This window comes from Billgrantia kenyensis, assembly GCF_013697085.1.
GTDB classification, from domain to species: Bacteria; Pseudomonadota; Gammaproteobacteria; order Pseudomonadales; family Halomonadaceae; genus Halomonas; species Halomonas kenyensis.
The window spans coordinates 379,808-392,925 of sequence record NZ_JACEFT010000001.1; the positions used below are offsets into that span (position 1 = coordinate 379,808).

Genomic DNA, 13,118 nt, shown 5'->3' on the forward strand with positions numbered 1-13,118 from the left:
TGATCACATCTTGTGGAAAGGGAGTGCGGCATGAGGTCGATGTTCTGGCTTGTCCTGCTGACAGGCATGCTGCTGCTGGCGGGCTGTGCTTCGCCCACCGCGCCGGCCAATCGCTACATGCTGCCGGAGAGTGCCTCGGCGCCCCCCGGGGCCAGCCCGTCCGCCGGGCACCTGCTGCTCGTGCAGTCGCCGCGCCTGGCCCACTACCTGGACAGCGACGGCATCGTCATGCAGCTCGATGACATCAGTCTCAATGCGGCTCGTCAGCACCTCTGGGCCGAGCCGCTGGGACGCCAGCTGGAACGTGGATTGCGATCCCGCCTGGCCGAGCGTCTACCCGACACCCGTGTCATGCGGGAGGAGGCCAGTCTCGGTCGGAGCGAGGCCCTGCGGCTGCGTGTCGAGGTGGACCGCTTCCAGGGCCGGCATGACGGCCTGGCCATCGCCGGTGGCCAGTGGCAGCTACTGACAGCGGATGGTGGTCTGCTGGCCATGGAGAGTTTCCTTGCCGAAACCGAACTGGAGGATGACGGCTACCCCGCTCTGGTGCGCGCGCTGGGCACCAGCTGGGACCAGGTCGCGGCCGACATCGCCACCGCGGTCAGGCGGGTACGCTGAGCAGGCCGGCCCTGTCGACATCGACTATGCTGATCAAGCCGGCACCCGCTTTGACATTGCCACCCTTGTAGGGAGAGACATGTCGACTGCTTCCGTTGCGACAGCCCCCCAGAAACCCCCTCTCGACCACGACACCGCCGCGGCGCTGCGTGCGCACACCCGCGACCTGGAGCACGACCTGCTCGCCGCCTTGGAGGCGCAGGCACCACGGCTCGCCACCGACCGCCTGGAGGCGGTCAGCGAACACCTCGATGCACTCGAGACCGCGCTGGCTGGGATCGCATCCGACGCAGCCGGCCCGCTCCTCGAGCGGCTGCGCGTGGGGCTCGACCGGCTGGCCTGCGACCTTTATCAGCGCGACGGCTGGGCCCACCTGGACGAGGCCGCGTTTCGCCGACTGCTCGCGCGCCATAGTGCCGGCCTCACCCGGGTCGACGGCATCGGCCCGGCCAGCGCCGAGGTGCTCTTCCAGCACGGCATCAGCGACCCCGAGCGCCTCCTGCAGCTGCAAGCCGCCGAGCTCGACGAGATACGGGGCCTCAACGCTGCCGTGCTCGCCCGGCTCAAGCACAAGTGCGAGGCAGCAGGGGAAAACCGGGCATAAAGGCTGCAGTGCGCCGCCTTTGCTGGCATAATGCTCACACGCGGCGATCCGTGGTCCCTCCTGCCGCGCCCCTGAACCGAATTGCTCACCTCTTGGCCCGGGACTGGTCATGTGCAAGCCGCACATGGCGCGGCCAGGATGTATCTGCGGAGACCGCATGACCCTTTTTTCCGAACTCGGCCTGCGCGCCGAACTGCTGCGTGCCGTCGAGGCCCAGGGCTACACCAACCCGACGCCGATTCAGCGCCAGGCCATTCCCACCGTACTCAAGGGTGGTGACCTGCTGGCCAGTGCGCAGACCGGTACCGGCAAGACGGCCGGCTTCACCCTGCCGATGCTGCAGCGCCTCGCCGACGGCGCGCGCCCCGGCAAGCGCCAGGTACGCGCGCTGGTGCTGGCACCGACCCGTGAACTGGCCGCCCAGGTGGGCGAGAGCGTTGCCGACTATGGACGCCACCTGACCCTGAAAAGCCACGTGATCTTCGGCGGTGTCGGCCAGCAGCCCCAGGTGGATGCCATTCGCCCCGGCCTGGATGTGCTGGTGGCTACCCCAGGCCGGCTGCTCGACCTGCAGCAGCAGAAACACGTCGATCTCTCGCGGGTGGAGATCCTGGTGCTGGACGAAGCCGACCGCATGCTCGACATGGGTTTCATCCACGACATCAAGAAAGTGCTGCGCCTGCTCCCTGAGAAGCGTCAGAACCTGCTGTTCTCGGCCACCTTCTCCGACGAGATCCAGGCACTCGCCGGTAAGCTGCTCGACAACCCCGAGAAGATCGAAGTCGCCCGCCGCAATACCACGGCGGAAACCGTCGACCAGGCCATCTACCGCGTCGACCGCGAGAAGAAGCGCGAGCTTCTCGCCCACCTGATCCAGCAGCACGGCTGGCACCAGGTGCTGGTCTTCACTCGCACCAAGCACGGCGCCAACCGTCTGGCCGAACAGCTCTCCAAGCAGGAAATTCCGGCCATGGCCATCCATGGCAACAAAAGCCAGTCGGCCCGTACCCGGGCGCTTGCCGCCTTCAAGGGCGGGGACCTTCAGGTCCTGGTAGCCACCGATATCGCCGCCCGCGGCCTGGATATCAGCGAGCTGCCTCATGTGGTCAATTTCGAGCTGCCCAACGTCGCCGAGGACTACGTGCACCGGATTGGCCGCACCGGCCGTGCCGGCAGCGAGGGCCAGGCCGTCTCGCTGGTCTGCGTCGACGAGCATGGACTGCTCAAGGGCATCGAGCGCTTGATCAAGCGAGACCTCGAGAAGCGCATCGAACCCGGCTTCGAGCCCGATCCCAATGCCAAGCCGGAGCCGATAGAGAACGGACGCAACCGCCGTGGCGGCCGCACCGGACAGGCCCGCCAGGGTGGCCAGCGCGGCCAGTCAGGCCAGCGCAGCAACAGCGGAAATTCCGCCAACGGCGATGCCCAGGCTCCACGCAGGCAGCGCAGTCGCGGCCAGCGTGCACGCCAAGCCTGAATTGCCTGAGCCAGGCACTTGGTGTTCTCCGGGAAATGTGGGATGGTACACGGCTTGTCATATCGACTAACGTATTGAGTATTCGGGCGTATCCGCGAGGGAAGGGATTTCGCGCTGTGGCTGGGAGGAGATTCGTTCATGCTCAAATGGCTGACCGGAAGACAGCCAATTCCGGTTTGGGTCATCAAGCAGATCGATGACAGCCTGCTTCATCTCTGTGGGCAGGGTGTCATCGAGCCGAACGTCAAAAGCAGCGCGGTGATCGAGCAGCTGCGTTCCGGCCGCTACGAAGGCGCCGTGACCATGGCTGGCGGTGGGCTCGTGCTCAATGCCCGGCTGTTCGCGGCACTGGTTCCCCTCGATGCCCTTCAGCTGGATGAGCAGGGCCACGCCCACTGGAACGGTCGCAGCTGGTACGTCGCACAAGTGCCGCAGCGCTGCTGGACCTATGAGGAACGTCTGGTCCCCCAGCGACAGGTATTCAACGGTCAGGAACTGCTGGTCAGCGTCGAGGATGTCTCCACCATCCGCCGCCAACTGGAGGAGTCGTCCGGGCCCGGCCAGGCCAGCTTCGAAGCCGCAGGCGACAAGGAACACCCCTTGATTGCACCGCGTGGCGAGGATCTTTCCCCCAGCGATAGCCGTCGCGACAATCGCACCGACATATGGCGGGGGCATGACGACTGACGCCAGCCCCAACCCGCGCCGCATCGCCCTTTTCCTGCTGCTGATGGTACTGGTCGGCCTCAACCTGAGGCCGGCACTCTCCTCGCTCGCCCCCCTGTTGCTGCGGATCAAGGCCGACACCGGCCTCACTCCCCTGGCCATCGGTGCCCTTACTACCCTGCCGGTGCTCTGCCTGGGCATCTTTGCCCCCCTGGCGCCCTGGCTGGCCAAGCGAACCGGACCGGAAAACGCCCTGGCCCTGGCACTCGGTGGACTCATACTCGGGCTGTTCCTGCGTGGAATGCCGGCGGTGGCACTGCTGTTTGTCGGCACCCTGCTGGTGGGCGCGGCGATAGGCATCGCCGGCACCCTGCTACCGGCACTGGTAAAACGCGAACTACCCGGCGGGGCCGATCTCATGACTGGCGTATACACCATGGCCCTGTGCCTCGGTGGCGCCCTCGGCGCCGGGCTGAGCATTCCCCTGGCCAACCTGCTGGGCGGATGGCGTTTCAGCCTGGTGAGCTGGGGGCTGCTCGCTGGCATCGCGTTGCTGGCCTGGATCACGCTGATGCCCAGGTCGCCTCGCCAAGCGACGGCAACGCCTACCGGCGGCAGCATGCGTCAGCTGCTGGGTCAGCCGTTGGCCTGGCAGGTGATGCTGTTGATGGGCACTCAGTCTTCGCTGGCCTATATCGTCTTCGGCTGGTTGCCGACACTGCTCCAGGCCCGCGGCTACAGCGAATCCGAAGCCGGCTGGCTGATGGGCGCCTCGGTGATGGTCCAGCTGATTTCCGCCCTCGGCGCGCCGTGGTTGGCACGCTTCAGCCGCGACCAGCGCCCCGCCCTGCTGCTGGTGCTGGGCTGTGTGGGTGCGGGGCTGTGGCTGCTGCTCCAGGCCGGTGAGGCTTGGCGTTGGCCGGGCGTCGTGCTGCTGGGGCTGGGCCAGGGGGGGAGTTTCAGTCTCGCCCTGACCCTCATCGTGCTGCGAACCGCCAACTCTCGCCTTGCCGGCAAGCTCTCGGGGCTGGCACAAGGCGGCGGGTATACGCTCGCGGCGATGGGGCCGCTGGGCGTGGGCGTCCTCCTGCAACTGGAGGTGAGCATGACCACCATGACCAGCGTACTGCTGCTGATCGTTGCAGTAGCTGCCGGCTTCGCCCTGCTGGCCGGCCGCAACCTGCGACTGGATGTCGATGCCTCCGGCCGCCTGACCACGCGTTGATCCGCCGCGGTTGGTGTATGAGAAACTCTCGAGCAGCGACTAGCGACGCTGCGACCATCCCACTCCCGCCAGTATCAACCCCATGGCCAGCAAGTGGTGCAGCTCAGGCCTTTCCCCCAGAAAAAGCGCGCCGATCAATACGGCCCAAACCGGAATCAGGTAGTTGATCAACGAAAGGAAGGTCGGCCCTGCAGCCGCCACCAGGGTGAAATAGACCACGCTGCCCAAGGCGGTACAGACCAGACCCAGAACGACCACCGCCCACAGCGCCCCTGCAGAGAGTACGGGCACTATCGGCATGTCGACTGGCCAGGTGGCGGCCGCCAGGGGCATGGTCAGCAGCCAGGCCATGCCCAGCACCAGTGCCGACGTGGACCAGGCATCGCTGGATGGCTTATGCCGTGAAATGATGGCATTCACGGCATAGCAGGCCGCACCCGCAAGCACTGCCAGCTGGGCCAGCAGTGTCTCCCCCTGCCCACCCATCTCGAGCAGTGCGGTCGGCCCGACCAGCGTCAGGATGCCGAGAAATCCGACCACAAAGCCAGCCAGGCGATGGGGAACCATGCGTTCGCCCGGCACCAGGAAGTGGGCCAGCACCAGGGTCAAAAGCGGCATGACGGCCATCAGAATCCCAGCCAGGCCACTGTCTATGCGCTGCTGGCCCCAACTGATGAGCAGGAACGGCATCATGTTGCCGACAATCGCTATCGCCAACATGAAGCTCCAGACCCGCCGGCCGCGGGGAAAGGCCCGGCGCAGCAGCAGGACCAGCAACATCAGCCCACAGGCGGCAATCACGTTGCGCCCCGCCACCAGCATGGCAGGCGTCATCTCGGCCACCGCAATTCGCGTCAGCGCAAACGAGCTGCCCCACATGACCGCCAGTGCTACGAGCAAGAGCCAGTGCGATACAGGCCGCGACATGATTGATTCTCCCACTCATTGTTTGACTTCCATCAAGCCCATCCCCACGGCCAGCCGTGATAGCCTGTCGTAAACCAGAGACTTCTCGTACGCAGGCAAACGATGCACGATACAGGCGCAGTGGTGTTCCAGGCCAGCGGTCTGAAGCGCTTCTACCAGATGGGCGAGGTCACCATCCAAGCCTTGCGCGGTGTCGATCTCGAGCTGCATGCGGGTGAGCTGGTGGTGATGCTGGGTGCCTCGGGGTCTGGCAAGTCCACGCTGCTCAATATACTCGGCGGACTCGATAGCCCGAGTGAAGGTACGCTGGTCTACTCTCCTGCCGCTTCACGACATGCCAGGACATCGGCTCCTTCAGGGGAGGCGGGCCTCGACCTGGCGCGGGCGAACCAGCGCGATCTGACTCGGTTTCGCCGTCACCACGTGGGTTTCGTATTTCAGTTCTATAACCTGATCTCGAGCCTGACCGCACGTGAGAACGTTGCCGTCGTGACCGATATCTGCCATGACCCCATGCCCCCTGAGGAGGCCCTGGCCCTGGTGGGGCTCGAGCACCGCCTCGACCACTTCCCCTCCCAGCTTTCCGGCGGAGAGCAGCAGCGAGTCGCCATCGCCCGCGCAGTGGCAAAACAGCCCGACGTGCTGCTATGCGACGAGCCGACCGGTGCGTTGGATTTTCGCACCGGCATCCGCGTGCTCGAGGTGCTCGAGCAGGTCAATCGTGACACCCGCACCACGGTGGCGATCATTACCCATAACGAGGTTATCGGCGAGATGGCCGACCGCATCATTCGCCTGCGTGACGGCAGGGTCGACCAGCTGCAAGTCAATGAGCGGCGCCGCAAGCCGCAAGAGCTGCGCTGGTAGCGCGAGGCCAAAGCGAGCATGCAGACACTCGACCGCAAACTCTATCGGGACCTGTGGCGACTCAAAGGACAAGCTCTGGCCATCGCCATGGTCATTGCCAGCGGAGTGATGACCCTGGTCATGGCCATCACCATGCTGGATTCACTCACCTCGGCTCGCGACCGCTTCTATGCCAGCCATCACTTCGCCGATATCTTCGTCCAGGTCAAGCGCGCCCCTCTTGGCCTGCTGGAGTCGTTGCAGCGTATAGAAGGCGTCAACCTGATCGAACCACGCGTGCTCGCCTCGGTACGCCTGTCCGTACCCGGCTTTGGCGACCCCGTGCGCGGCAAGCTGGTTTCGCTGCCTGATGGCCGCCAGCCACTCCTCAATCAGTTGCACCTGATCGAGGGTTCGCTACCCGAGCCTGGGCGCGATGATCAGGTCGTGGTCTCGGATGCCTTCGCCGAGGCGCACGACCTGACGGTGGGTGACTCGCTGGAGGCAATCATCAACGGCCGGCACACCAGGCTGACGCTGTCCGGCATCGGCTTGAGCCCGGAATTTCTCTACCAGGTCGCCCCGACCGACCTGATGCCGGATTACCAACGCTATGCCGTGCTGTGGATGAACCACCGTGCGCTCTCCCAGGCGTATGCCATGGAAGGCGCATTCAACAGCCTGACCCTGACACTGCAGGCCGGGGCCCGCGAGGATGATGTCATCGACGCCCTCGACCAGGCCTTGGAGCGTTACGGTGCGATTGGCGCCCGCACGCGCCACGACCAGCAGTCGCACCGCTTCATCGAGGAGGAATTGAATCAGCAGCGCATCACCGCCACCGTGCTGCCGACCATCTTCCTCGCGGTGTCCGCCTTTCTGCTCAACGTCGTGATGGGACGCATCGTCCAGACTCAGCGCGAGCAGCTCGCGGTACTCAAGGCATTCGGTTATCGCGACATGGAGCTTGCCAGGCACTACGGGCTGCTGGCGGCGGCAATCGTGTTGCTTGGCTGGGCAATCGGGGTGCTTCTCGGCACTTGGGCCGCCAGCGGGCTGGCGGGGATTTATCTCGAGTACTTCCGCTTCCCCGAAATGCGCTCAACCCTACCGGCCTGGGCCTTGGCCCTGTCACTGCTGGTCTCCCTTCTGGCCGCGCTGGGAGGCACCTGGCACGCGGTATGGCGAGCCGTCAGTCGCCCCCCCGCCGAAGCCATGCGGCCACCTGCACCGCACCGATTCCGGCGCAGTTGGCTGGAACGACTGTTGCCGGCCCCCCTTCTCGGCAGCGAGGGGCGCATCGTGCTGCGCAACCTGGCCCGACACCCGGCCAAGGCCGGCTTTTCCGTACTGGGCATCGCCCTCTCGGCAGGCCTGCTGATGATCGGTGCCTACCAGCTCGCCGCGGTCGACAGGATGATCGATCAGCAGTACCGCCAAGTGCTGCAGATGGACATCGAACTGATCTTCAACGAGTCGACGCCGGCACGCGCCGCTGGTGAACTGCGCCACCTTCCAGGCGTACTTGCCGTGGAGACCTGGCGACAGGTGCCCGTGACGCTTGTCCATGAGCATCGACAGTACCGCACCAGCCTGCTGGGCATGGCCCAAGAGCCGGGGCTCCGCCAGGTGCTGGACGAGCAAAGCCAGCCCCAGCGGCTGCCTGAGGCCGGCGTCATGCTGACGCGATACCTGGCCGAGGTGCTCGACGCCCGAGTGGGGGACGAACTGGAGGTCGAGATCATGGAGGGGCGCCGCCAGCGCGTCAGCCTGCCGCTGACGGCGCTGGTCGACGAGCCGCTGGGCATGGGGGCCTACTTGCGTCGCGACACGCTCAATGCGCTGCTCCAGGAAGGCCCGGCCATCAGCGGCGCCTGGCTGTTGGTGGATGCCGCACGTACGACCGAGCTGCATGCCGCCCTGTGGGAGCTTCCCGGGGTGGCATCTATCGGCATGCTTACCGAGGCCGAGCAAGGGATTCGCGACTACCTCGACGAAACCATACTCATGGTGGCGATCATTTTCATCGCCATCGCCTCTTCCATCGCCTTCGGGGTGGTCTACAACAACGCCAGAATCGCCTTTGCCGAACGCGCCAGGGAGTTGGCAACGCTGCAGGTGCTCGGCTACACGCGAGCGGAAGTGTCGAGAATTCTGCTGGGTGAGATCGCCCTGTTGACGCTGGTGGCCATTCCGCCGGGATGGATTATCGGCGTCTTCTTCAGCCACCTGCTGCACCAGGCCTTCAGCCATGACCTGTTTCGCATTCCGTTGGTATTCACACCGCAGGCATTCGGCTTTGCGGCATTGGGCGTGCTGGCCGCTTCGCTGGTGGTCGGCATGCTTGTCTATCGACGCCTCGGCCGCCTCGACAAGATTCGCGTCCTCAAGGCCGTTGAGTAATGATGGGAAACAATATAACTAAGGGGGGGATTGAATGAGCCAGCGCCGCAAATGGGTTCGCCATATGACCTGGGGCCTGCTTGGTGTCGCCCTGCTGGCCCTGCTGGCCTGGGCCTTGCGCCCTACCCCCTTGCCGGTGAATGTGGCAACGGTCACGATAGGCCCGTTCACTGACTCCGTCACGGAAGAAGGCCGAACTCGATTACGCGATACCTGGAATGTCTCGGCTCCCATTGCCGGCTTCCTCCAGCGCGTCACCCTCGAGGAGGGAGATAGAGTCGAAGAGGGAGAGGTCCTCTTCCAACTCGAGCCGAGCCCGGCGCCTGCGCTTGACGTACGTACCAGACAACAGGCCGAAGAGAACCTGCAGGCCGCCCAGGCTCGACTGCGGGCCGCCCAGGCCAACCTGGAAACGGCACGAGCCGACCTCCGTTTCGCCGAATCCGAATACCAGCGCTACCGCCAGCTCCACCAGCGCAACCTGGTCTCTACCGCCGACCTGGAGCAGCGCCAGAATCAGCGAGATCGCCTGCGGGCGCTGGAACACTCCGCAGCATCAGGGGTCGAGGTGGCCCGCTTCGAGGTGGAAAGCGCCCGGGCCCTGCTGGCGGTAGCCAGCGGTCAGCGCAGCGAGGCAGACCAGCCCACGCTGCAGGTCCGAGCCCCGCTTTCCGGCCTCGTCATATCGCGCTACCGCTGCTGTGAAGGCAGCATTGCCGCGGGCGAGCCGATCCTCGAACTTGGCAGGCTCGATGACCTGGAAATCCAGGTGGACCTGCTTTCCATGGACGCCGTGCGGCTGCGCCCGGGAATGGATGTTCTGATTTCCGGCTGGGGGGGAGAACCGCTCAGAGGCAGCGTAAGACGCATCGCACCGGCGGGATTCACTCGCACCTCGGCGCTGGGGGTGGACGAGCAGCGCGTGCCGGTCATCGTCGATTTCGACCCTGAGCTCGATCGCGGCGCACTGGGCAGCGGGTTTCGGGTCGATGCCGAGTTCCTCATCTGGCAGGGTGAAGAGGTCATGCAGATTCCTACCAGCGCGCTGTTTCGTCACCAGGGCGAGTGGGCGGTATTCGTGATCGATGAGGGCCGAGCGACACGACGTATCGTCGAGCTGGGCCGTCGACACGGGCTGCGCTCCCAGGTGCTAGCGGGTCTCGAGCCGGGGGAAACCTTGATTACCCATCCCGGGAGCCAGGTGGACGAGGGCATCAGAGTCAGGGCCGACGAGTGAGTTCGCTCTCCACAATCGGTATTATCTTCGCTTGAGCGCCGCGCTGCGCCCCGACAAGAATACCGAGACCAGGAGCTGCCATGATCGCGCCACCTTTTGCCAACCGCCCCGTGCTGGTGCTCTATACCGGCGGCACCCTGGGCATGATTCCCAGCGCCCTGGGCCTGGCGCCGGCAGGCGATATCGAGGCGCGCATCAGACGCAAGCTCGACGGCCTGCCACCCAGCCGTCGCAACCGCTTGCCCGAGTTCGTGGTCGAGACGGTGTCCGAACCCATCGACTCCAGTGCCGTCACCCCTCACGACTGGCAAAGATTGGCGGCGATCATTGCCGACAAGATTGCCAGCCATGCCGCTATCGTCGTGCTGCATGGCACCGATACTCTCGCCTGGAGTGCCTCTAGCCTGGCCTATCAGCTCCAGGGTCTGGACCGCCCGGTGGTGATCACGGGCGCCATGTATCCCCTGGAAGCCGAAGGCAGCGATGCGCTGGACAACATCGAACTGGCCCTTCGCTTTGCCGCCCGTGAGGAACTTCAGGAAGTCGCCCTGGCCTTCTCCGGACGACTGCTGCGCGGCGTGCGTTCACGCAAGATCCACACCGAGGCCCACGACGCTTTTGCCAGCCCCAATTACCCGATTCTGGGTGAGCGGGTTGGCGAGGATTTCGTGATCTATCCTGGTCGCTGCCTGGAAACCCAGCAGCGCGGTGCCCCACGATTCGAATCGCCAGACTATTCCCCTCTTGCCCGTGGAGGCGTCGCCCGCATCGCACTGTGGCCGGGCCTCCAAGCCTGGCAGCTCGAGGCCTGGCTGGGCGATGCCAGGGTGCGCGGTGCCCTGCTCGAAGTCTGGGGAGGTGGCAATATCCCCCCGGATCCGCAGCTCATCGAAGTGCTGGCCATGGCCAGTGGCGAAGGCAAGCTGATCGCCGCGATCAGCCAGTGCCCCTTTGGTGGAATCGCCCCCGGCCAGTACGCTGCCGGCCAGGGCCTGCTTCAGGCCGGCGTGCTGGTCGGGGATGCCATGACACCCGAAGCCGCTATGACCAAGCTGGTCCACCTGCTGGCGCAGCCGCTGGAAGAGCAGGAGCGTCGTCGGCGCTTCCTCACGCCACTGGTAGGCGAGCGCTGAACGCAGCGGCCACATGCTGGCGTTCGGCAGACACCCAGCTAAGTTGAAGGTAACGGTCCTGACCAGTCACCCTACGAGGAGAGAGGCCAATGGAACATCCCGTACACCCCTTCCACGAACTGTTTCAGCAGTTGGGGCTGCCCGCCGATGACGCTTCGATCCAGGCATTCATTGAACGCCATGCACCGCTGCCCGCCACCATGGCGCTCTACCAGGCTCCTTTCTGGAGCCCAGCCCAGGCCGAGTTCCTCGAGGCAGCACTGGAGGAGGATGCCGACTGGGCCGAAGTCGTCGATCACCTCGACGCATCGTTGAGAAAGAGTTAGCGTCTCCAACGGTTGTCATACGGCCGTTTTGCTAATGTGGATGAAAAAATCAAACAAATTTTACTTAGGCGGGAAAGCATATGTCGATCGAAAGGATATCGACCGAAGGTCTCTCTGGCATGAGAGAGCTCGCCGAAGCCGGCCTGCCTCCCCTACCCGAAGCCCTGCGCTCCCGTCTGGCCGAATGCCGTACCCTGCCCAGCCTTCCGGCTTCCGCAGCGCGGATCATAGCCATCGCTCGCTCGAGCGACCCCCGCCTGGCCGACTACGCACGTACCATTGAACAGGATCCGGCCCTGACCATGCGCCTGCTGGGCATGGCCAACAGTACCTTCTATTCTAGAGGCGGCAATCCGGTCACCACGAGCCTGGATGCGCTCTCACGCATCGGCCTGGATGCCACGCTGGCGGTAGTGCTGAGCTTCGGCCTGCCCCGCGCGTCCAGTGACCAGAGCCTGGACCACGAGTACCTCTGCCAACGCGCCATCCTTGCTGCCTCAGCCGTACAGGAGCTGGCTCAACATCTCTGTCCCCACGATGCCCCACAGCTGTTCACATCGGCCCTGCTCCAGGATATCGGCATCCTCGCTTTCGAGGCCCTGGATGGCGAAGCCTACACCAGCGCCATACCCGATCTGCGCCAGCATCAGAAGCTCAGCGAGGTCGAACAGGCCCGCTATGGCTGCGACCACGCCCTGGTCGGGGCCTGGCTCGCTGCCAGTTGGGGGGTTCCCACGACCATTGCCTCGGGCATCATAGACAGCCATGGTGCGCTGGAGGATGGCGATGCCCGCAAACTCTGCTTGAGGCTCTCCTGTCGTATCGCCGAATGCTGGCTGGCAACCGATTCCGCGTCTGCCTTCAGTTCACTGCTGCGCCAGCTTACCTCAGTCGCGTCACTCGACATCGTCATGCTGATGAACGTCATGCAGGAGCTCCAGCACCGCCTACCCTCCTTGTCACGGCTTTTCGAGATCACCTGTCCACCAGCCGTCGACAGCACGCACCTCCTGGCAGAAGCCAAAGAGCTGCTGTTCGAGCAGAACTTGCGCATGACGATCCGGCTGGCCGAGCAGCAGCGAGAGCTGGAGGCGCTGCACGCGAGCCACGTGGTACTCGATGAGCAGCACCGCACCGACCACCTGACCCAGTTGGTCAATCGCCCCTGGCTCGAAAAACGGCTCGCTCAGTACTTCGATTGCGCCAAAGTGGCTCAACAACCACTTTCGGTGATGTTCATCGATCTCGACCATTTCAAGCGTATCAATGACCGCTTTGGGCACCGTTTCGGCGACGAAGTGCTGATTCACTTTGCTGCTGCGCTCAACAACATGGTCCGCGAAAGCGATATCGCCGGCCGTTATGGCGGCGAGGAGTTCCTCGTGATCATGCCCAATACCGACCGACGACAGGCCAGCATCCTGGCCGACCGTATCCGCGAATATCTCGCCAAGCAGCCCCTCGCCCAGGCCGATGGCAAACCGCTTCACGTGACCGCCTCGATCGGCATTGCCGACCTCGAGGACGGGGAGTTCGAAAATGCCGCCGCCCTGGTCGATGCTGCCGACCATGCCATGTATGGCATCAAGCACGGCGGTCGTGATGGCGTGGGTCACTATGAGGAGCCCGGCCCCGGCGAATGACCCCCGCCGCGAG

The 13,118-nt window shown here is 64.7% G+C and carries 12 protein-coding genes; 11 read left to right on the forward strand and 1 reads right to left on the reverse strand.

Going from position 1 to position 13,118, the window contains the following annotated elements; genetic code table 11:
- The first annotated feature begins 30 nt into the window (after positions 1-30).
- The 5 genes from H1D44_RS01650 to H1D44_RS01670 all read left to right on the forward strand — a co-directional run bounded on the left by H1D44_RS01650 (position 31) and on the right by H1D44_RS01670 (position 4,590).
- Positions 31-618, forward strand: a complete 588-nt coding sequence (locus tag H1D44_RS01650; RefSeq protein ID WP_181513096.1) for a PqiC family protein — start codon at positions 31-33, stop codon at positions 616-618.
- A 79-nt stretch (positions 619-697) separates the two neighbouring features.
- On the forward strand, positions 698-1,222 hold the full coding sequence (locus H1D44_RS01655; protein WP_181513097.1) for a helix-hairpin-helix domain-containing protein: 525 nt from the start codon (positions 698-700) through the stop codon (positions 1,220-1,222).
- Positions 1,223-1,379: 157 nt separating this feature from the next.
- Positions 1,380-2,699 (forward strand): DEAD/DEAH box helicase, encoded by a 1,320-nt coding sequence (locus tag H1D44_RS01660; RefSeq protein WP_181513098.1) that lies wholly within the window; start codon positions 1,380-1,382, stop codon positions 2,697-2,699.
- 138 nt (positions 2,700-2,837) lie between these two features.
- Positions 2,838-3,386 carry a hypothetical protein gene (locus H1D44_RS01665; RefSeq protein WP_181513099.1) on the forward strand — a complete coding sequence of 183 codons (549 nt, stop codon included), beginning with the start codon at positions 2,838-2,840 and terminating at the stop codon, positions 3,384-3,386.
- Positions 3,376-4,590 carry an MFS transporter gene (locus tag H1D44_RS01670; RefSeq protein WP_181513100.1) on the forward strand — a complete coding sequence of 405 codons (1,215 nt, stop codon included), beginning with the start codon at positions 3,376-3,378 and terminating at the stop codon, positions 4,588-4,590. Before H1D44_RS01665 ends, H1D44_RS01670 begins: the two co-directional genes overlap by 11 nt.
- A 39-nt stretch (positions 4,591-4,629) precedes the next feature.
- On the opposite strand, the gene H1D44_RS01675 is transcribed toward H1D44_RS01670, so the two are convergent.
- A complete protein-coding gene (locus tag H1D44_RS01675) occupies positions 4,630-5,517 on the reverse strand; it encodes a DMT family transporter (protein ID WP_181513101.1) in 888 nt (295 codons plus the stop codon).
- A gap of 102 nt (positions 5,518-5,619) precedes the next feature.
- Between H1D44_RS01675 and H1D44_RS01680 the strand changes: the two genes are divergently transcribed.
- From H1D44_RS01680 to H1D44_RS01705, 6 genes are all read left to right on the forward strand, one after another.
- Positions 5,620-6,384, forward strand: a complete 765-nt coding sequence (locus H1D44_RS01680) for an ABC transporter ATP-binding protein (protein ID WP_181513102.1) — start codon at positions 5,620-5,622, stop codon at positions 6,382-6,384.
- 18 nt (positions 6,385-6,402) lie between these two features.
- A complete protein-coding gene (locus tag H1D44_RS01685; protein WP_181513103.1) occupies positions 6,403-8,766 on the forward strand; it encodes an ABC transporter permease in 2,364 nt (787 codons plus the stop codon).
- A gap of 34 nt (positions 8,767-8,800) precedes the next feature.
- A complete protein-coding gene (locus tag H1D44_RS01690) occupies positions 8,801-10,003 on the forward strand; it encodes an efflux RND transporter periplasmic adaptor subunit (protein ID WP_181513104.1) in 1,203 nt (400 codons plus the stop codon).
- 80 nt (positions 10,004-10,083) lie between these two features.
- A complete protein-coding gene (locus H1D44_RS01695; RefSeq protein WP_181513105.1) occupies positions 10,084-11,136 on the forward strand; it encodes an asparaginase in 1,053 nt (350 codons plus the stop codon).
- An 89-nt stretch (positions 11,137-11,225) separates the two neighbouring features.
- On the forward strand, positions 11,226-11,462 hold the full coding sequence (locus tag H1D44_RS01700) for a DUF2789 domain-containing protein (RefSeq protein WP_181513106.1): 237 nt from the start codon (positions 11,226-11,228) through the stop codon (positions 11,460-11,462).
- An 80-nt stretch (positions 11,463-11,542) separates the two neighbouring features.
- On the forward strand, positions 11,543-13,105 hold the full coding sequence (locus tag H1D44_RS01705; protein WP_181513107.1) for a sensor domain-containing diguanylate cyclase: 1,563 nt from the start codon (positions 11,543-11,545) through the stop codon (positions 13,103-13,105).
- Positions 13,106-13,118 lie beyond the last annotated feature (13 nt).

What these genes read in the sequence shown, in the direction of transcription:
- H1D44_RS01650 (WP_181513096.1), top strand. Translation starts at nt 31, where the DNA reads ATGAGGTCGATGTTCTGGCTTGTCCTGCTGACAGGCATGCTGCTGCTG.
- H1D44_RS01655 (WP_181513097.1), top strand. Translation starts at nt 698, where the DNA reads ATGTCGACTGCTTCCGTTGCGACAGCCCCCCAGAAACCCCCTCTCGAC.
- H1D44_RS01660 (WP_181513098.1), top strand. Translation starts at nt 1,380, where the DNA reads ATGACCCTTTTTTCCGAACTCGGCCTGCGCGCCGAACTGCTGCGTGCC.
- H1D44_RS01665 (WP_181513099.1), top strand. Translation starts at nt 2,838, where the DNA reads ATGCTCAAATGGCTGACCGGAAGACAGCCAATTCCGGTTTGGGTCATC.
- H1D44_RS01670 (WP_181513100.1), top strand. Translation starts at nt 3,376, where the DNA reads ATGACGACTGACGCCAGCCCCAACCCGCGCCGCATCGCCCTTTTCCTG.
- H1D44_RS01675 (WP_181513101.1), bottom strand. Translation starts at nt 5,517, where the DNA reads ATGTCGCGGCCTGTATCGCACTGGCTCTTGCTCGTAGCACTGGCGGTC.
- H1D44_RS01680 (WP_181513102.1), top strand. Translation starts at nt 5,620, where the DNA reads ATGCACGATACAGGCGCAGTGGTGTTCCAGGCCAGCGGTCTGAAGCGC.
- H1D44_RS01685 (WP_181513103.1), top strand. Translation starts at nt 6,403, where the DNA reads ATGCAGACACTCGACCGCAAACTCTATCGGGACCTGTGGCGACTCAAA.
- H1D44_RS01690 (WP_181513104.1), top strand. Translation starts at nt 8,801, where the DNA reads ATGAGCCAGCGCCGCAAATGGGTTCGCCATATGACCTGGGGCCTGCTT.
- H1D44_RS01695 (WP_181513105.1), top strand. Translation starts at nt 10,084, where the DNA reads ATGATCGCGCCACCTTTTGCCAACCGCCCCGTGCTGGTGCTCTATACC.
- H1D44_RS01700 (WP_181513106.1), top strand. Translation starts at nt 11,226, where the DNA reads ATGGAACATCCCGTACACCCCTTCCACGAACTGTTTCAGCAGTTGGGG.
- H1D44_RS01705 (WP_181513107.1), top strand. Translation starts at nt 11,543, where the DNA reads ATGTCGATCGAAAGGATATCGACCGAAGGTCTCTCTGGCATGAGAGAG.